Below are 18,205 nucleotides of genomic sequence, written 5' to 3' on the forward strand. Positions count from 1 at the left end.
TTGTTACACAAAAATACATGACTAAGCTGCTATTTACTCATTTGCGCCCCCACGAAGAGCTCATTTGTCGAGCCAAACCTACTAAGCTTGGTCATATTGTCAAAAGCACGATCGGGCTCACCATGATTCTTTGTGGTATCCCCTCATTGACGCAGCAAGCGGTCAATCACGGTTGGGGCTTATTACTGGTGGTATGTGGGGCCTTGATTTTCTTGCCATCAGTGGTGGTGACCTACACCCTAAGATTAGCCCTCACCAATCAGCGGATTGTGGCGCAATATGGTTTTTTGCACTTTGAAATGCTGGACATTGAGTTCAAAGACATCAAGAACATTGTCTACTTAGAGCGCAAATTCGGTAAATACTTAGATTATGGCACCGTTGTGATCGAAATCGTGGGCAAAGATCCCAGCCATGTGCCATTGATTGCTCATCCCCAAGAATTTGTAAAAATTGCCAATGAGGTAGTTAAGGATTACTTCAAAGGCATTCCTGACGAACAAAAAACCGAGGAGCAACTCAAAAACTTCGGTTAATGACTATCCTTATTTTTTAGCTGCACGAATGGCTAACTTATTGATTTACATAGTAGTTAAACACTAGGCTATACGTTATAAAGAATGATAAGCTTATTTTTTAAGGAGTTATTTCATGGATATCAAAAAACCTTTAGTCGCTTTAGGCAGCGCCGCGGCTATTACGGCTGTGGCCTCACAAGCGCAAGCTGGCACGATTACCGTTTCTGCGGCCTCTAGTCTTACAAATGCTGTTACAGAAATTGCCCAAAACTACGAAAAATCGCACGCGGGTGATAAGGTTGAATTGAATTTTGCGGCCTCTGGTACGCTTTTACAACAACTCAAACATGGCGCCCCTGTCGACGTTTTTATTAGTGCCGACGAAAAAACCATGGATCAAGCACAAGACGCTAATCTTTTAGACAAAGCCACCCGTGCGGATTTGCTCAAAAACAGCCTAGTCTTGATCGCCCCAAAAGGCTCAGGCCTCAAGATCAATAGCCTTGACGACCTCAAAAATACCGACGTGAAACGCATTGCTGTGGGTAATCCAGATAGCGTCCCCGCAGGTCGTTACACCAAAGCCGCCCTTGAAAAAGCCAATCTTTGGGATGATTTAGGTGACAAAGTGGTCAACACCCAAAATGTCCGTCAAGCGCTAGACTACACGGCTCGCAAAGAAGTACAAGTGGGTTTTGTCTTCAAGACCGATGCCCTAATCATGAAAGACAAAGTCGATATCCTTCAAGAAGTTCCATTGTCTAGCGATATCCTTTACCCAGTGGCCCAATTACAAAAAGCCCCAGAAGCTAAAGATGCCCAAAAATTCATCGAATACTTAAACAGCCCAGAAGCCATCGAAGTTTTCAAAAACTACGGCTTTGATAGCGCTAAGTAATTGAATTAAGCTGAGCGCCAAACCAACGTGATTGCATCAATCTGGAGCGCCCTCTATCTTTCGCTTAAGGTCGCGATGTGTGCCACCATGATTAATATCGTGGTGGCACTCATTATCGCCTATCATTTGGCGCATCGTGACTTTAAGGGCAAAAATCTCCTCGATATTTTTCTGACGCTGCCTTTGGTACTTCCCCCTACCGTCATGGGCTATTATTTGCTCGTGCTTTTTGGTAGTGAGGGTTGGCTCGGCAAGTGGTTATCCCACTTGGGTATTAACCTGGTGTTTACTTGGCAAGGCGCAGTGGTGGCGGCCACCATCGTCTCTATGCCCTTGATTATCAAACCTGCGCGCGCCGCTTTTGAGGCGGTCAATCCGCAATTCGAAGACGCCGCTCGCACCCTTGGCATTAGCAACGCTGGCGTATTTTTTAGGATTACCTTACCGCTGGCTTTCCCAGGCATTCTCGCTGGGATTCTGATGGCCTTTGCGCGTTGTCTTGGTGAGTTTGGCGCGACCCTGATGATTGCCGGCAGTATTCCCGGCAAGACGCAGACCCTATCGATTGCTGTCTACGAGGCTGTGCAAGCGGGCAAAGACACCCTGGCGAATGAATTGGTGCTATTGATTTCTGTCATTTGCATGGTGATCTTATACACGGTGCAGCGCCTAGGCACCAAGCATAAACCACAACGCTTACGCTAGGGGCTGAGCATGACAGCGATTTTTGATATAGCTTTTCAAAAACACATCCACAATGCGGATCATTCCAGCACGGATGCCGTACCGCTCACGAGCACAGAATCGCAACTAGCCGCCCTCAAAGCCCAACAAAATACGGTAGACAGTGAGCTGCCCTTACCAACCACCGATTTGCGCATCCAGCTACAAAGCAATGCCCATCGCCTCGTCATTATGGGCCCCTCTGGTAGCGGCAAAAGCCTAACACTACGGGTGATTGCAGGATTATTGGCAGCGGATCAAGGCTATGTCAAGATCATGGGTCAAACCTTTTTTGATACCGAGGCAGGTATTAATCTGCGTCCTCAACAACGCAACGCCGCCCTGATGTTTCAGGACTATGCCCTGTTCGATCATCTCACGATCCGCCAAAACATTGCCTTTGGTCTACGCAAAGGGCTATTCAATCCGCGGCGCCACAAACGCTACGAGGCCGTCGAACAGTGGTTAGACAGTCTATCTTTAACGCATCTCGCCGATCGCTATCCAGTACAGCTATCGGGTGGGCAACGGCAACGTGCCGCCTTGGCGCGCGCCCTCATCACACAACCTCAAGTCTTGTTATTGGACGAGCCCTTTGCGGCGCTCGATAGCCTCTTGCGTCAGCAAATGCGCAAAGAGCTACTCGAGTGGCAAAAACGCTTAGATCTGGCCTTAATTATTGTTACCCATGATCCCGACGATGCCGATGCCATCGGTGAGGAAGTCTGGCATATGGTCAATGGTGTCTTAGTCAAACAAAAATAAAGCACGGCTATGTTGACTAGTCTTAGCACAGGTTAATTAGGTCGAACTCTGTCTTGCAAAAAGAGCCACAGAAAAACTTGATCAGTCTTGCCAATAGTCACATAGGTAGAACAGTCAGCACTGACCTTATGTGCTCATAGCGTGCCCTATCGCCGCGTAATACCGAGCCCCTCTGCATCACGGCGCATTCCAGCCTGCCCCCAGTCAAACGTTAGAAAATGTTACACTGCTGACTACCGATTACTCGATTAAACCAATGATGACTCAGACTACTGCCCACCGCTGGCAAGGTTTCTTTATCCTGCTGGCTATTCTTCTTGTCTCTGCCAATCTGCGCGCGCCCGTCACGATTTTAGGGCCCCTAATCAATCCTTTAAGTACGCAATTTCACCTCAGCAATAGTACCTTAGGCATGCTCACCACCTTGCCGCTACTGGCTTTTGGCTTTTTCTCACCCGTGGCCAATTGGTTTTCTCATAAGATTGGCCTACTCAAAAGCTTATCCTTTGGCATGTTGCTCATTATTATCGGTCATGCCATTCGCTTGATGGCTAGCGTGCCAACCCTGTATGCGGGAACGCTCTTAATTAGCTGCGGTATTGCCGTCGGTAACGTCCTACTGCCTGTGGTCGTCAAAAGCTTTTTCCCTAAACACGTGGCCTTAGTGACCTCATCTTACGTGCTTTTTATGGGCATTATTGCAGGCGCGGGTTCCTCCTTGATGATTCCATTGACCGAGCACTATGGTTTTAGTAACCAAGCCGCGCTCACCTCGGTGGTCATTTTCGCTATTTTGGCCTTATGCGCCTGCTTACCGTGGGGTAATTTAACCTCACCGAGTCATCAAAGCAGTCATACCGACCAACCCAAAAATCGCCTTTGGCGCTATCCCTTAGCGTGGTATGTGACCCTGTACGGCGGCATTAACTCCACAATTTATTACGCCATGATTACTTGGTTACCCAATATCTTGATTGAATTGGGTCAAAGCCCCGAGCAAGCGGGTGCCACGCACGGCCTATTGCAACTGGCCAGTGCCCTGCCTGGTTTCGTCATTGTGCCTCTCATGAAAAAATTTGATGACCAACGCCACATCACACTGTTGATGAGTCTGAGCTTATTAGTCTCCTTTTTGGGACTGATTCTGCTGCCTTCTATGGCCGTGGTTTGGTCCTTCTTATTTGGTTTTAGTAGCGGCGGCGTATTCTTGCTGGCGCTGATTTTTATGGTGATTCGTACCTCGACCACTTCAAAGGCCACCGCCTTATCGGCCATGGCGCAATTAGTGGGTTATATTTTGGCGGCCATTGCGCCACCGATCTTTGGTGCCTTGCACGACGCCAGCAGCAGTTGGATGAGCACCTTATGGGTCTTTGTCGTGCTGGCGCTGGCCATTACCCTCATGGGCGCGCTTTCTAGTCGTAACCGTACGATTTAAGCCCGATAACAACAAACAACAAACAACAAACAACAGTCACCACACGTATGTTGATAAAAAGTCCCTTGACCCCTTGACGGAGGCAGGGACTTTTTAGTCTCGTCTAGGATAACTTTAGAGAGGCCATCACATCGTTGGTCTTTCGTGCAGAACGTGACTTAGACCGTTGAACTGAGTGCAAACGTAACAGTCACTTAGCCTTTTCTATAAGTAAAAGCCATGGCGAGCTATGCCACTTAAGCGTCTCGTGGCCAGCCGATGTAAATAGTAGGCAGGCTTAAGCACTAAAGCACGAGCGTACCAGAGTACTAGAGTACTAGAGTACTTCAACACGGACGCACTAAAAAACTAAAACACTAAAACACCAAATTCACCCATTAGCCACGGCTCGGCGACGAACAACGCTAATTTTCGTCCCCACGCCTAACAGCGCCACGCAGCGCAACCTCAGCGCTTAGCCGCTGAGCGCGATTAATCGCGACAGATCGCGACTAATCGTGACTGATTGCCTCTGCTCGCCTGCGCTTAGACCTCTTCTGTGACGCGTTTAATCGGCACATAAAGCCGACCTTCTTCACGGTATTTTTGAGCCATATCTTGCATACCCTCGAGCTTGGCTTGATTTTTGATGTCTTGCGAGATTTTCATGGAGCAGAACTTCGGTCCACACATCGAGCAGAAATGTGCGGTTTTGTGAGCCTCCTTCGGCAAGGTCTCATCATGGTAGCTCAGCGCTGTCTCTGGATCCAATGATAAGTTAAACTGATCCTCCCAACGGAATTCAAAACGCGCTTTAGAGAGTGCATCGTCACGAATCTGCGCGGCGGGGTGGCCTTTGGCCAAATCGGCCGCATGCGCCGCGAGTTTGTAGGTGACCACACCCACTTTAACATCATCCCGATTAGGTAAACCTAAATGCTCTTTGGGGGTCACATAGCAGAGCATGGCGGTGCCAAACCAACCAATCATGGCGGCACCAATTCCGGAGGTGATATGGTCATAACCCGGGGCGATATCTGTGGTCAACGGGCCTAGGGTATAGAATGGTGCCTCATCGCAGACCTCTAATTGCTTGTCCATATTTTCTTTGATTTTGTGCATAGGCACATGCCCTGGGCCCTCGATAAAGACCTGACAATCCTTAGCCCGCGCAATTTTTGTGAGTTCACCCAAGGTCTCTAACTCTGCAAACTGCGCCGCATCATTTGCATCGGCAATCGAGCCAGGGCGCAAACCATCGCCCAAAGATAAAGACACATCATAACGACGACAAATATCACAGATCTCAGCAAAATGCTCGTATAAGAAACTCTCTTGGTGATGATGCAAACACCATTTGGCCATAATCGACCCACCGCGCGAGACAATCCCCGTGACGCGATCAACGGTTAGGGGAATATAGTGTAAGCGCAGACCCGCATGAATCGTGAAATAATCCACGCCCTGCTCGGCTTGCTCAATTAAGGTATCCCGAAAAATCTCCCAAGTTAGATCCTCAGCCACACCTTTGACCTTCTCGAGGGCTTGGTAGATCGGCACCGTGCCAATCGGAACGGGTGAATTACGGATAATCCATTCACGAATATTGTGAATATTGCGCCCGGTAGACAAATCCATGACGGTATCGGCTCCCCAACGCGTGGCCCAAACCATTTTTTCGACCTCATCGGCCATGGAGGAAGTCACTGCCGAATTACCAATATTGGCATTAATTTTGACCAAGAAATTACGCCCCAAAATCATCGGTTCGGCTTCGGGGTGATTCACATTGGCGGGAATCACGGCACGGCCACGGGCAATCTCCTCACGCACAAATTCGGGCGTGACATAGTCAGGAATAGACGCCCCAAAACTCTCGCCGTCGCGTTGCTTAGCCTCAGCGATTTGCTGGCGCCCAAGATTCTCACGAATCGCCACAAATTCCATTTCGGGCGTAATAATACCCGCCTTGGCATAGGCCAGTTGCGTCACGGCCTTACCCGCCAAACCGCGCACAGGCTCATGTTTAACAGGAAATTCCGGCGTGAGCTTTTCGTCACTAACAAAACCGTTATCTTCTGATTTCACGGCACGACCCTGGTACTGCTCCACGTCACCCCGATCCAAAATCCATTGTTGACGCAGACGCGGCAAGCCATCTTCGATACAAATAGGGATGGACTCATCGGTGTATGGTCCCGAGGCATCATAGACGGTCACAGGCGGTTCGCCAGATGACGGATGCAAGGCGATCTCGCGCATAGGAACACGGAGTTTAGGATAGAGTTGACCGGATTTATAGACTTTAGTGGAGGCAGGTAAGCGACCCGTAGTGACGCTTAAGCTTGTCGATGAGGTAATCGATGAGGTAGTCGATGAATTTGGCATATCAAGGTTCCTGTATCAAAGTGGAGACCCAGTATGCATGCCAGTAAGGTAGAAGACCCTCGCCTCTGTAGATCATGAGAGTAGCTTGAGTATGTTGAGTGCGATGTATATGCTTATAAATCGCCCAACGATGAATAATATCAACACCCAACTTGTCTAACAGAGGCTTATCCTTCCCTTCGCCAGCATGATCTGGATCAGGTTCAAAGGGTCACTGCAAGGCAGTCTCTCAGTCCCGTATAGGACTCCCCTAGGATTACTGTTTTGTACCATGAAAACCCCTAGTTTGTAAAAGCTTTTCAGTGACCCTAGGGGTTTTACTAGGTCAATATCAGATCCTAAAAAGCTTTGCAGTCACACCCTCACCTCTGCTCTATCTAGAGACTTATCACTAAGCGGCGCCCAGCTGCAGCTGTACCACCAAGACCAAGCACTACATCCCTTACGACAATCTTTATAAAAAACCCCTTTGGGCACAGGGCACAAAGGGGTTTTAGTTCAGGCAGTGGCGACTGCTAGGTCGTGGTACCTTGGTACTTATTAAACCCTATCGCATTCACCACTCAGGCAAAACGCCCATTAAAGCGCTTGCATCTCGGTATTGAGATTGCCTTCTTGCTTAGATTTGTTAGGATTCTCTACCTTAGGCGGGGTGGTAGAAAGCTCGCCATTTTCGGGCACTTCAATAAATGGTAAATGCAAAGCACTGCTGGTCATGCGACGAATCTTATTCGTGTAGGCCGGGCTTTGATTGACTTTTTGACCATAAGAAGGCACGATCTCGAGGATCTTGTCATGCCATTCACCTTGCATTTTGCTTGGGAAGGCTTTTTCTAGGACGCTCAACATAATGGATGGTGAGGTAGAGGCCCCAGGTGACGCCCCCAATAAACTCGCAAAGGTATGGTCTTTATCAAACACCACCTCAGTACCGAACTGCAATACCGTTTTACCGTCATCTAATTTTTTGATGATTTGTACGCGTTGCCCCGCGGTAATTAAGCGCCAAGTATCTTGTTTGGCATTAGGATAGTATTTGAGCAATTCTTTTTGGCGATCATCATCGTCTAAGAGATTTTGTTTGACCAAATACGTCACTAAATCAAAATTATCGAGACCGACTTTCCACATCCCGAGCACATTGTGCATATTGACCGTTCTGAACAGATCAAACCAAGACCCCGTTTTTAGGAATTTGGTGCTGTATAGTGCAAATGGACCAAATAAGATTGTTTGTTTACCCTCGAGTTTGCGGGTGTCTAAATGCGGTACAGACATTGGCGGTGCACCGGTTTCGGCCTGACCATAGACTTTGGCGTTATGACGCTCGGCAATGGCAGGATCCTCGAAGGATAGGAATTGACCACCGACTGGGAAGCCCGCATAACGATTGGCCTCTGGGATACCAGATAATTGCAAGAGCTTGAGCGCGGCACCGCCCGCCCCATTAAAGACAAAGCGAGCCTTAATGGTGCGCTCTTTGTTATCGTCTAAATTCTTAACCGTTACATTCCACGTATTATCATCGTTATGACGGATAGCCGTGACCTTGTGTTTGAGGTGAAGATGATAGTTCTCTTTTTTCTTGAGACCTTGACTCAACTGATTGGTAATCACACCATAGTTAACGTCGGTACCCAAAGGCATATAGGTAGCCGCGACTTTTTGTTGCGGGTCACGACCCTCCATCGTGAGTGGTGCCCATTGCTTAATCTGCTCTTGGTCAGTCGAAATTTGCATACCGTAGTACAGTGGATTTTTGACTAACTCGGCTTGGCGTTTTTTAAGAAAGTCGATATTGTCGTCACCCCACACCAAACTCATATGCGGCGTTGGATTAATAAAGTCACTTGGCTCAGACAAGATACCCCGTTTGACTTGGTGCGCCCAGAACTGACGAGACACCTCGAACTTCTCAGCCGTATTGATGGCCTTAGTGATGTCGACCTTACCATCTTTGATCGGCGTGTAGTTTAATTCTGCGTAACCCGAGTGGCCAGTACCGGCATTGTTCCAACCGTTAGAGCTCTCGAGACCGACAGCATCGAGTTGCTCGAACTGCTGGATATTCCAGTCGGGTTCCAATTCCTGGAGGTAGGTACCCAACGTCACGCTCATGATACCGCCACCAATCAGCACGACATCTACCGGTTCTTCATTTTCGGCATCTGGCACCGAAGGCTGTACAAATGGCCAGTTTAAGAAAATCAGTGATGCCACTATGACAAGCACGATTAAGGAAAGAAGATATTTGAGAAATTTAGCCATACGGCACCCTCAGAAAGTAATAATTGTTCTCATTGTAGCGTATTTTTACTTTCTGATAAATATCAAACTTTTTTATTACATTGAAAACCGCTGTTGATCAGTGATCAGCCGTTCGGATCATTAAAATTTCGCCAGGCGATGAACCATGTGGCAACAAGTGGTGCACTGAGATAGGCTGTGTAGGCGCGTTATGCTTAAGCTTAACGATGCGCTATTTATGCCGCATTGCCAGCACGTCTTTTTAGACAGGTAAAAAAGTTGAGCTCGCTCTGAGTCTTAATTGTTATAACCCTGCTGATACGCTTGCCCCATCCCTTGTTTAAGACCTTCACGAAACGGCGTAGAACCAACAGGCGTGACGGGAGCCACTGGACAGACGGGGACAACGACCCACTCCCCTGCCAAGGACTTGTACCCCTCCTCAAACCCCGCACAAAATTGCTGCTGCTCATCTTGTCCATAAGCGGCTGCGGAAACACTCAAACCCATACCCAACACTAAAAAAAGTAATTTTTTCATGGCGATTTTGTCCTCATTTAACTTTACTTATCCTTAGATTTTTAACCTTAATTAAGTGCAAGCAAGCTTACCTATCCAATAGCGGTACACCCCTCCTTGGAGCTGCTGCACTAAAGCCTTTTAAAACAATAGCAGCGCTAATAGCAAGCGCTATTTATCTTTATTATATGAGCAATTGCCCAATGCCAACGCTTAAGCACGCCAGGAGAGCAAATCTAAGCAGATAAGATCAAATAAGAAGAAAGAATGAAGATCTAAAAAAGATATCGAAGGCGATCAGAACGAACCTGCGCCTGCAAAAAATGTAAGACAGTAGGGAAAGAGAGAAGAAGGGAAAGATAAAAAGACAGTAAACTGCGTGGGTAAATGATCCTAGACGATAATAGATGATATCTGCCTGATATATATGATCATTATAAGAGATGGTGCTCTTGGCGAGATTTGAACTCGCACGGCTTTCGCCACTACCCCCTCAAGATAGCGTGTCTACCAATTCCACCACAAGAGCTAAAGAAAATTATTCTACCATAAGTTTTATATAAAAATAAAGCCTTCTTTCTTAAAATTAAAAACTTTTTAACCACTCTCGGCAAATACCTAAGCTGCTCCTGGACTATAAAAAAACGGCGTGCTGTGCAACACGCCGTTATTCATCATCACAGTCGACTGACGTCTCTCAAGGAACGACTGACGACTGCCAAGTCCTCACGCCATCCACAGACTTGATTATTGAGTAGATTTATCCGATTGCGCTGCGTTATCGTCTGGGATGGCTGGCGCCGCCGCATCACTCTTAGAATCAGGCGCACTTGGAATAGAATCATCGACAGGTGCCTCTGTGCTTGGCGCTGTCTCACTCGCACTTGGCTCAGGAATACCTGGATCTTGGTAATCAGACATCAGACCGGCATCATTAGAAGATGACTTCGTGCTGTGACCATAGAGGTGCTGACTACCTAAGTAGGCAAGACCGAGCGTTGCGGCAAAGAACACAATCGCTAACCATTTAGTCAAGCGAGAAAAAAAGTTAGCAGAACCCGCGGAACCAAATAGGCTGCCCGCCGAACCACTCCCAAAAGAAGAACCCATATCGGCGCCCTTACCTTGTTGTAATAGAATCAAGACAATCAAGGCCAGCGAGGTTACGACTTGAACAATAATTAAAATAGAAAATACAAAGGGTGGCATAGTAACTCCAAATAAACTTAAGCGCTGATAATCGCGGCAAATTCTTCTGCTTTGAGGGAGGCCCCGCCCACTAAAGCCCCATCAATATCGGGCATGTTAAAGAGCGCGGCCGCATTGCTGGCATTGACACTACCACCATACAGTAGACGGACATTATGAATATGGTGCTGCGCGAGGCGCTCACGAATCATGGCGTGCACCGCTTGCGCTTGTTCTGGTGTCGCCGTCTGGCCAGTACCAATGGCCCAAATAGGCTCATACGCAATCACCATTTGTTGCACCCGATCCGCTCCCAAAGCGAGCAAAACCTGTAACTGCTCGGCAATGACCTCGAGCGTCTGACCGGCTTGGCGTTGCGCCTCGGACTCGCCCACGCAAACAATGGGCGTGAGGCTATGATCGAGCGCCACGGCGGCTTTTTGGGCAACCAATTCATCGCTATCATGGCGATACTGACGCACCTCGGAGTGACCCACAATGACCCAACGGCAGGCAAAGTCCTTGAGCATGCTAGCAGACACTTCTGAGGTATAGGCTCCGCTACTGTGCACGCTCAGATCCTGAGCGCCCCAGGTAATTTGCGTATGATGCAATAATTGCTGCGCCTGTGCCAAATAAGGATAAGGCACACAGACCACGACCTCGGTCTGCCCCGCATCGATATAATGCGCTTGCAAATCCTCTAACAAGGCCTGATTGCTTTGCAAAGAGCCATGCATTTTCCAGTTGCCGACCACTAAGCGTTCTTGCGAATCAAAGGTCGACGCTGGTTGAGACTCGATAGAAGAAAAAGATTGATGAGTATTCATAAGTATAGGTGTAATGACAGCCGCTGCGATACTCACCTAGGACCCGATCCCATAGCTGATAGACAGCGGCACAGAGATTACAACACAATCATTCTTAAGCCCGTTTGATAACTTGTTTGTGCTTTTTGGGTTGTCTATAAAGACTGTAAAGTCTATAAAGCCTACAAGGCCTATACAACCTACCCCACCTAGACCAACATCTATAAGTATCAAACAGCAATAAACCCGTTATTTTACTCTATTTTAGTGATGACTGTCATACAAATCGTAGGATCAGTTTACCAATTTGCTGACCTGCGTCCATCATGGCATGGGCATCCTGGACCGCTTTATAATCAAAGACTTGGTGAATACGAGGACTGAATTTACCCTGCTCTATCAACGGCCATACCTGCTGGTGCAACTGGGAAGCCACCTCGGCCTTATAGTCAATACTCTGTGGGCGCAGTGTCGAGCCCGTTAAGACGACACCTTTGACCATGAGCAAGGCCATGTCCACCTCTGACATTCGCCCACCCAGTGTCGCAATCACCACAATGCGACCATTTCGAGCAGCGCATTTAATATTGCGGCTAGTGTAATCACCGGCCACCATATCGAGAATGACATCCACGCCCTGACCCTGACTGAGTTGTTTGATTTCTGCCACAAAGTCCTGCGTTTTATAATTAATGCCGTGATCCACACCCAAGTCGCGTAAGGCCTGGACACGCTCATCACTACCCGCGGTGGCATACACTGTATGCCCCAAGGCCTTAGCGATTTGAATCGCCGTGGTGCCAATCCCACTGGCACCCCCATGCACAAGCAGCGACTCCTCCTCTGCTAAACGACCACGCATAAACACATTAGACCAGACCGTAAAGCAAGTCTCGGGCAGGCCCGCCGCCTCTTCAAAACTCAAGCGCTCAGGCTTAGGCAAGCAATGCGCCGCCGGCGCCAGACAGTATTCGGCATAACCGCCGCCTGGTGTCAGGGCAACGACGGCATCCCCTATTTGCAAATCTGTGCCACTTAAGTCACCGTCCACAATCTCACCTGCCACTTCTAAACCAGGCAAATCAGAAGCGCCTTCCGGTGGCGGATAAGATCCTTGACGCTGAAAAACATCGGGACGATTAATCCCCGCGGCATGGACTTTGATCAGCACCTGCCCCTTAGCTGGAGTGGGTTTATCACGTTCAATGATCTCTAAAACTTCAGGACCACCGGGTTCGCGAATGGCAATGGCTTTCATGGGTATCTCCGAATCATCTCAGTTGGCACCTAGAACAAAAAGGCCGCAAGCGCAGCCTCTGCCTAGGTAAGGTGTGTTTATAGTAGCATAGTGACTACCCGTAAGTGCAGAGCCACAGCGCAGTGAGCGACTTGTCGTGCTGAGGTGTTTGTCCTATTGCTTTTATACGTTGATGACCTGTCAGCACTATCTCTGCTGAAAGTAGCGGATGTCTTAGCAGTGATTTCACTCAGCAAATACGGTAATTCTGTAGACAAGAGAACCTCGTAAGCTCAAAACCTACCCAGCTTGCAGAGAAATATCCAACAGCGCTACACCACTAATTCCTAAGAACAAGGCGAAGGATCGTCCTCATCCAACTGTAACCTCGGCAAAGACTTGATGATTTTTATGGTCTCGAGACTGACGGTAATGACCCGCTGCAATAGCTCCAGCGGATAACGAGGATTATGCATCGTTTCCTTGGCCCAATCATTGGCGTCGTTGATAATGCCGCTATCCTTATCAACGCGTACTGCTTGACGATCCATGACACATTTAATGGCAGACTGACCACTAATTACATAGTCATACGCTTCTTCAGGTATGCCCTCAACCGTAATCAGTTTGTTATAAATGATACGTGTAAGATCATTGACCTTTTTACCCGTCTCTGGGTCTTTGATTTTGGGGTGTTTCATCTTTTCGACATAGAAGTGGCTGTCATCAGCCTCCACAAAGTCTTTGCCATCATGTGCCAATTTACCCGTAAAACGTACGGGGTATTTTTGCACCTGCTCGTAATTAATATGCAAGTCGGCTAATTGACGTCCCGCTTGGCTAAAGGCCATAAAGTCGGCATAGTGCTTGACCCGAGGAATTCTTGGTAACTCTTTAGACAGATTAGTCTTAAACCGTTCAATATAGTCAGGGCTATGAAGAAGGCCATAAATGTAGTAGAACAGGTCTTCTTTAGTTATCGTTTCAGTATACAGTGATTGAAAATGCGCTAAGGCCTTATCGGTAATGGCATTACGGCGATTAGAGCCTTCTTTCTGGTCAAGATCAGTTAATAGATCATTGTGACTTTGATCATCCTTAGGTTCATAGAGATAGAGGGGGAAACATTGCGCATCACCATTAACATGTAAATCAGGAAGCTTATCAGAGATAAACACGGGTAGCCCTTCGCCACCATAATTAGCATTGACTAAAATGACAAGGTTTTCTGAATCCTTATTGGGGAAAATTGAAGGTAGTTGGTAACCTCTTTCATTTAAAAATTGATTAAAATACACCCATTGTTTATAAAAAGGTCTATAGGCTGCTCGATAGAAACAGCTGAAGTCAATTGTCAGTTGATGTTGTTTAGAAAGAGCTTGAAAAAGCCCGTAAGTCCAGCTTATTTTTTGAGGGTCATAGTACGCAAGCTTCTTAACAAATTCTGTGCGTTGTTTGACAGTCCCTGTCGGAATTTTTTCTCCTAACCTCTCTAACTCAGCATTGTAAAAAGCCAGCATTGATTGAATATTTTCTGACAATTTGGTTTTACTGCTGTTATAGACCCAAGGATCACGAGACGTAGCTAATCCTCGGGAATAATTTTCAAATATAACAGGTACTGACTGGTTTTTTTTATCACCCATGATCATATACTTAGCAAGTTCTGGATCTCTTTGATTAATCCAGTCGCCATTTTCATCAGGGGTCACTGTTTCCCAGTTTGCGATTCCCTGCAAACTAGCATAGCGCTTGATGCGATCAAGCTTCTCTTTACCGGAAAGGTCATCCTCAATAGGATGATAGTAAATCTGTCCAAACTGCTTGGCTTGTGGATTCTTAATCAGAATAGCAATCGCCACCGCGGTTTGAATCCCGAAGACAGACCCCCCCTCATGTGGGCCGCCACCTTTCATGGCGGATTTGCCACGAAGATTAAAAATATACAGGGAGCTAAATTCCTGTGCTAGACATTTGCGCAGTCCGTCCATGGCTTTGGCATCTATAAAGCCACCATTGGTAATAAAGGCGATCATCCCCTGATCGTTTATACGGTCAGAAGCCCAACGAATAGCGCGTACATAACTATCATAGAGGGAGCGTTTTAGGGCAGCCTGTGTCTTTGCGGCATAGGTAACATTAATTCTTTCATCTAACTTTTCATACTTAGCATTGGCATTATTCTCATTGGCATTTCTTTGGCCAGCCGAATACGGCGGATTTCCCATAATCACCTGAATGCCTAAAGCCTCTTGCGCTTTTCGGCGTTTATTATTGTCTTCAAACTCCGAATAAAGCTGTGGATGGCTTCCTTGTGATTTAAAGGTATCCGTCAAACAGATACCTGGGAAGGGTTCATAAGCGACTTCTGTGATTTCACTCTGGTCTTCATGACTTGTTAGCTTGCCAGAGAGAATACCATGGTAAACAGATTCAATATTAATCGCGGCCACATAGTAGGCAAGTAAGGTAATTTCATTGGCATGGATATCATGCTTAAATTTATAAGGGAGTTTTTCTTTAGGGATAATGCCGCTTTGCAGTAAGCGGGTAATAAAGGATCCGGTACCCGTAAAAGGATCCAGAATATGTACGCCCTCATCGCCCAGGCTCTTGCCAAACTCTTGCTGCATGACCTGCTCAGCACTCTGCACGATAAAGTCCACTATCTCCACAGGGGTATAGACAATGCCAAGTTTATCGGCCATTTTAGGGAAGGCGGTTCTAAAGAACTTGTCATACAACTCAATAATCAGCGCTTGCTTGGCCTGGGCACTTTCTATGCCTTGGGCACGGCGGCGCACCGACTGATAAAACCTTTCTAAAGATTTGGCTTCTTTATTGAGATGGTGACCTTCTAATTTAGTCAAGACGGCTTGCATGGCTTGGGACACGGGGTTTTGTGCCGCAAAATCATAATCCTCAAATAAAGCATCAAACACCGGCTTTGTGACAACATGTTGTGCCAGCATTTGCACCAAGTCGTCATCTGTGAGCTCATTATTCACATTCTCCCGCATGGCCGTCGCAAATTGCTCGAAGGTTCGTCGCTCCTCCCTATTCTCTGGGTTAGAAACAATGCTCCTAATACGGGTAATATGTCGCTCGGCAATCTGGGCAATATCTTTGGCCCAATCTTCCCAGTAGTGACGGTTGCCGCACTTTTCAACAATCCGGGTGACAATGGCGCGTTCAATATTGCCAAACGTAAAACTCAGCTGCTCGTTATATAGCGTTTCGTCTGGTTTAAGTTCGCCACTATGATCCCGGCCAATATCATAGGTCGGTTCGGGAGATTGTGAGAGTGTTGCTGCCGCTGGCTTGGCGTCGGTCACCGCAATGACTTCAATCTTACTGTGGGCATTACCCATCATCAGTTTATTAATATCGGCATCAATGTCTTCATCATGTGAGCGTAAGGCATTGAGCACCTGCCAGATGACTTTGTACTGCTCGTTATTATCGAGTACGGTGCTGGCCTCGGCGCCCGCGGGAATGACTACGGGCAAGATGACATAACCGCAGCGTTTGTCCGGGGCGCGGCGCATCACACGTCCAACGGATTGCACCACATCGACCAAGGAATTACGTGGCGTCATGAACATGACAGCATCAAGCGCCGGAATATCCACCCCTTCTGAGAGGCAGCGCACATTGGTGAGAATGCGGCATTCATTGTCTGGGATCTGACCATTTTCCCCTTTGAGCCAGTTGATTTTTTCTTCTTTTTTGGTGGCATTCATACTACCGTCGACATGCTCTGCTTCGCATACCATGTCTAGGACAGGATTAGGATCCACGTAATCAGGTGTCACCGCTTTTTCTTGGGCTTGATAGGCCTTGACCACCTCACTGAACATTCTGGCGATGAGTTTGGAACTGACGCGATGGCCTTTGCCCTTATAAGTGTCTTCAATCACCTGACAGAAGGCCACGGCTCGTTTCATTGGAGTGAGATCAACGTTGCTATTGTTACTCTTGGAATCCAATTGATATTTAGCCAAGGCTTTCCAGCAACCGACGATTTTAGCGGCATCATCAATCACTAATTGATTGTTCTCATCACTCAGTAACTGCTGTAGATGGCCACTGATATGCTCCTCATCGATGGCGAGTACTATTACCTTGTAATCGACCAACAAGCCCTGCTGCACAGCATCATTAAAACTGACAACATGAAAGGTCTCACCAAAGTGCTCCTTATCATCCATGGAATACAGCACTTGAATGCTTTCACTTTGTTTACTGGACTCTGAATAGACGCGTGGTGTCGCCGTCATATAGAGTCGCTTGCAGCCACGGACATAGTCATTGTCATGGATACGTACAAAGGTCGATTCTTCTTGGGTGCTATTGCGCTTATCGTCCTTATACGTCACCCCGGTAGTACGGTGCGCTTCATCACAGATAATGAGATCAAACTCCCCTAAACCATACTGTTGTTGCGCTTGCGCAATCACATCCACAGAGTGATAGGTGGCATACACTACACTGAGGTGATCTGGGTCATGACGTTGCTGAACTTGTTGGGCGAGACTGTGGGCATTTGTGGTAGCGGGGTATTGCAAATCACTGATGGTGGCAACGGCGAGATCGGCGCTGTAGTTTTTGTGTTTACCGACTTCGCTATCAGAACACACGGCATAGTTGTGTAGCGGCACCTTGCTTTGCTGGGTCCATTCGGTCACAGTTTGTGCCAATAATGCCAAGCTTGGCACCATAAATAAAACCCGCTTACCTGGCCCCGTGAGGCCTTCAGCAATCCGTAAGGCAGTAAAGGTCTTACCTGTACCGCAAGCCATGATTAATTTGCCTCTATCCTGCTCAGCAAAGCCTGCTTCTACGTCTTTATAGGCGTCTTTTTGGTGCGAGCGTAATTCAAATTTGGGTTTACAAACGACTTCCTCTTGATTTGGACTAAACTGACGCCAATCAATGACACTGCGTTCAAGATCCGTGTAGGAGATCATCGAAACTGGGGTATTTTGCCCATCCAGGGCATCGATGGCATTATCACTCCACTCATCAGTCGTGGTGATGATCAAGCGATGGCTGAACGGCTTTTTGCCAGAAGCGGTCATGAAGCTATCAATATCGGCTTTTTTGATGCTGTAATTGGGGCCGTAGTTCTTACACTGAATGGCATGCACCTCACCCTCTCGGGTTTGGGCGACTAGGTCAATTCCCGTATCTTTTTTAGAGAGACCTTGGGTGGCTGCCCACTGGCCATAGGTCCAGACCTCGGCGTATAAATCCTGATAAAACGGTTCATTACGCAAATACACGCAGCAGAGATGCTCAAAATCGGTACCTTGATCACGTCGGGTCACCGGATTAGTGCGCATTTGTTGGAGAAGCTTTTGGAGGGGAGTTTGAACGGTAGTCATAGTTGTCTGCGGCCTGGGCTGGTTTTGTGACAAACGAAGACCCGCTTAAGCATGACGGTGGTTTTGCTTAGGGCTTGATTAGCGTTGTCAGGGAAATGTTTGCTATAGG

Annotated in this window: 12 protein-coding genes, 1 tRNA gene and 1 riboswitch; of the genes, 5 read left to right on the forward strand and 8 right to left on the reverse strand. The window is 47.5% G+C overall.

The window, feature by feature from the left end:
• The first annotated feature begins 17 nt into the window (after positions 1 to 17).
• The 5 genes from Q335_RS0108600 (at position 18) to Q335_RS0108620 (ending at position 4,342) form a co-directional block, all read left to right on the forward strand.
• Positions 18 to 536, forward strand: coding sequence for a PH domain-containing protein (locus Q335_RS0108600; RefSeq protein WP_028358272.1), 519 nt, complete (start codon positions 18 to 20; stop codon positions 534 to 536).
• 115 nt (positions 537 to 651) lie between these two features.
• Complete coding sequence (gene modA, locus Q335_RS0108605) at positions 652 to 1,416, forward strand: molybdate ABC transporter substrate-binding protein (protein ID WP_028358273.1); 765 nt, start codon at positions 652 to 654, stop codon at positions 1,414 to 1,416.
• A 30-nt stretch (positions 1,417 to 1,446) separates the two neighbouring features.
• Entirely contained in the window at positions 1,447 to 2,121 is a 675-nt protein-coding gene (gene modB / locus Q335_RS0108610) for a molybdate ABC transporter permease subunit (protein WP_028358274.1), read from the forward strand.
• A gap of 9 nt (positions 2,122 to 2,130) precedes the next feature.
• Positions 2,131 to 2,904, forward strand: a complete 774-nt coding sequence (locus Q335_RS09895; protein WP_084493599.1) for a sulfate/molybdate ABC transporter ATP-binding protein — start codon at positions 2,131 to 2,133, stop codon at positions 2,902 to 2,904.
• Positions 2,905 to 3,160: 256 nt separating this feature from the next.
• Entirely contained in the window at positions 3,161 to 4,342 is a 1,182-nt protein-coding gene (locus Q335_RS0108620; protein WP_028358275.1) for an MFS transporter, read from the forward strand.
• 525 nt (positions 4,343 to 4,867) lie between these two features.
• Here Q335_RS0108620 and thiC read toward each other — a convergent pair.
• From thiC to Q335_RS0108660, 8 genes are all read right to left on the reverse strand, one after another.
• Positions 4,868 to 6,709 (reverse strand): phosphomethylpyrimidine synthase ThiC, encoded by a 1,842-nt coding sequence (gene thiC / locus Q335_RS0108625; protein WP_038369700.1) that lies wholly within the window; start codon positions 6,707 to 6,709, stop codon positions 4,868 to 4,870.
• A gap of 157 nt (positions 6,710 to 6,866) precedes the next feature.
• A riboswitch (TPP riboswitch) is annotated at positions 6,867 to 6,971 on the reverse strand.
• 317 nt (positions 6,972 to 7,288) lie between these two features.
• The gene (gene mqo / locus Q335_RS0108630) at positions 7,289 to 8,977 is read right to left on the reverse strand and encodes a malate dehydrogenase (quinone) (RefSeq protein ID WP_028358277.1); all 1,689 of its coding nucleotides are present in this window, start codon (positions 8,975 to 8,977) and stop codon (positions 7,289 to 7,291) included.
• 276 nt (positions 8,978 to 9,253) lie between these two features.
• Positions 9,254 to 9,496: a hypothetical protein gene (locus tag Q335_RS09900; protein WP_038369702.1), complete on the reverse strand. Its 243-nt coding sequence runs from the start codon at positions 9,494 to 9,496 to the stop codon at positions 9,254 to 9,256.
• Between the two features lie 423 nt (positions 9,497 to 9,919).
• Positions 9,920 to 10,004: transfer RNA gene (locus Q335_RS0108640), tRNA-Leu, on the reverse strand.
• A gap of 218 nt (positions 10,005 to 10,222) precedes the next feature.
• Positions 10,223 to 10,684 (reverse strand): preprotein translocase subunit SecG, encoded by a 462-nt coding sequence (gene secG / locus Q335_RS0108645; protein ID WP_028358278.1) that lies wholly within the window; start codon positions 10,682 to 10,684, stop codon positions 10,223 to 10,225.
• A 17-nt stretch (positions 10,685 to 10,701) separates the two neighbouring features.
• Positions 10,702 to 11,493, reverse strand: coding sequence for a triose-phosphate isomerase (gene tpiA, locus Q335_RS0108650; RefSeq protein WP_051532421.1), 792 nt, complete (start codon positions 11,491 to 11,493; stop codon positions 10,702 to 10,704).
• Positions 11,494 to 11,749: 256 nt separating this feature from the next.
• Positions 11,750 to 12,730, reverse strand: a complete 981-nt coding sequence (locus Q335_RS0108655) for an NAD(P)H-quinone oxidoreductase (RefSeq protein ID WP_028358280.1) — start codon at positions 12,728 to 12,730, stop codon at positions 11,750 to 11,752.
• 326 nt (positions 12,731 to 13,056) lie between these two features.
• Positions 13,057 to 18,096, reverse strand: a complete 5,040-nt coding sequence (locus Q335_RS0108660; protein WP_028358281.1) for a DEAD/DEAH box helicase — start codon at positions 18,094 to 18,096, stop codon at positions 13,057 to 13,059.
• Between the last annotated feature and the right edge of the window lie 109 nt (positions 18,097 to 18,205).

It is taken from the genome of Brackiella oedipodis DSM 13743 (assembly GCF_000621025.1).
In the GTDB taxonomy this organism is placed as follows: Bacteria; Pseudomonadota; Gammaproteobacteria; order Burkholderiales; family Burkholderiaceae_B; genus Oligella; species Oligella oedipodis.

Excerpts from the sequence above, each read along its gene's own strand:
- Q335_RS0108620 (WP_028358275.1), top strand. The coding sequence starts at position 3,161 with ATGATGACTCAGACTACTGCCCACCGCTGGCAAGGTTTCTTTATCCTG.
- Q335_RS0108660 (WP_028358281.1), bottom strand. The coding sequence starts at position 18,096 with ATGACTACCGTTCAAACTCCCCTCCAAAAGCTTCTCCAACAAATGCGC.
- modA (WP_028358273.1), top strand. The coding sequence starts at position 652 with ATGGATATCAAAAAACCTTTAGTCGCTTTAGGCAGCGCCGCGGCTATT.
- Q335_RS0108655 (WP_028358280.1), bottom strand. The coding sequence starts at position 12,730 with ATGAAAGCCATTGCCATTCGCGAACCCGGTGGTCCTGAAGTTTTAGAG.
- Q335_RS09895 (WP_084493599.1), top strand. The coding sequence starts at position 2,131 with ATGACAGCGATTTTTGATATAGCTTTTCAAAAACACATCCACAATGCG.
- secG (WP_028358278.1), bottom strand. The coding sequence starts at position 10,684 with ATGCCACCCTTTGTATTTTCTATTTTAATTATTGTTCAAGTCGTAACC.
- mqo (WP_028358277.1), bottom strand. The coding sequence starts at position 8,977 with ATGGCTAAATTTCTCAAATATCTTCTTTCCTTAATCGTGCTTGTCATA.
- Q335_RS09900 (WP_038369702.1), bottom strand. The coding sequence starts at position 9,496 with ATGAAAAAATTACTTTTTTTAGTGTTGGGTATGGGTTTGAGTGTTTCC.
- Q335_RS0108600 (WP_028358272.1), top strand. The coding sequence starts at position 18 with ATGACTAAGCTGCTATTTACTCATTTGCGCCCCCACGAAGAGCTCATT.
- thiC (WP_038369700.1), bottom strand. The coding sequence starts at position 6,709 with ATGCCAAATTCATCGACTACCTCATCGATTACCTCATCGACAAGCTTA.
- tpiA (WP_051532421.1), bottom strand. The coding sequence starts at position 11,493 with ATGAATACTCATCAATCTTTTTCTTCTATCGAGTCTCAACCAGCGTCG.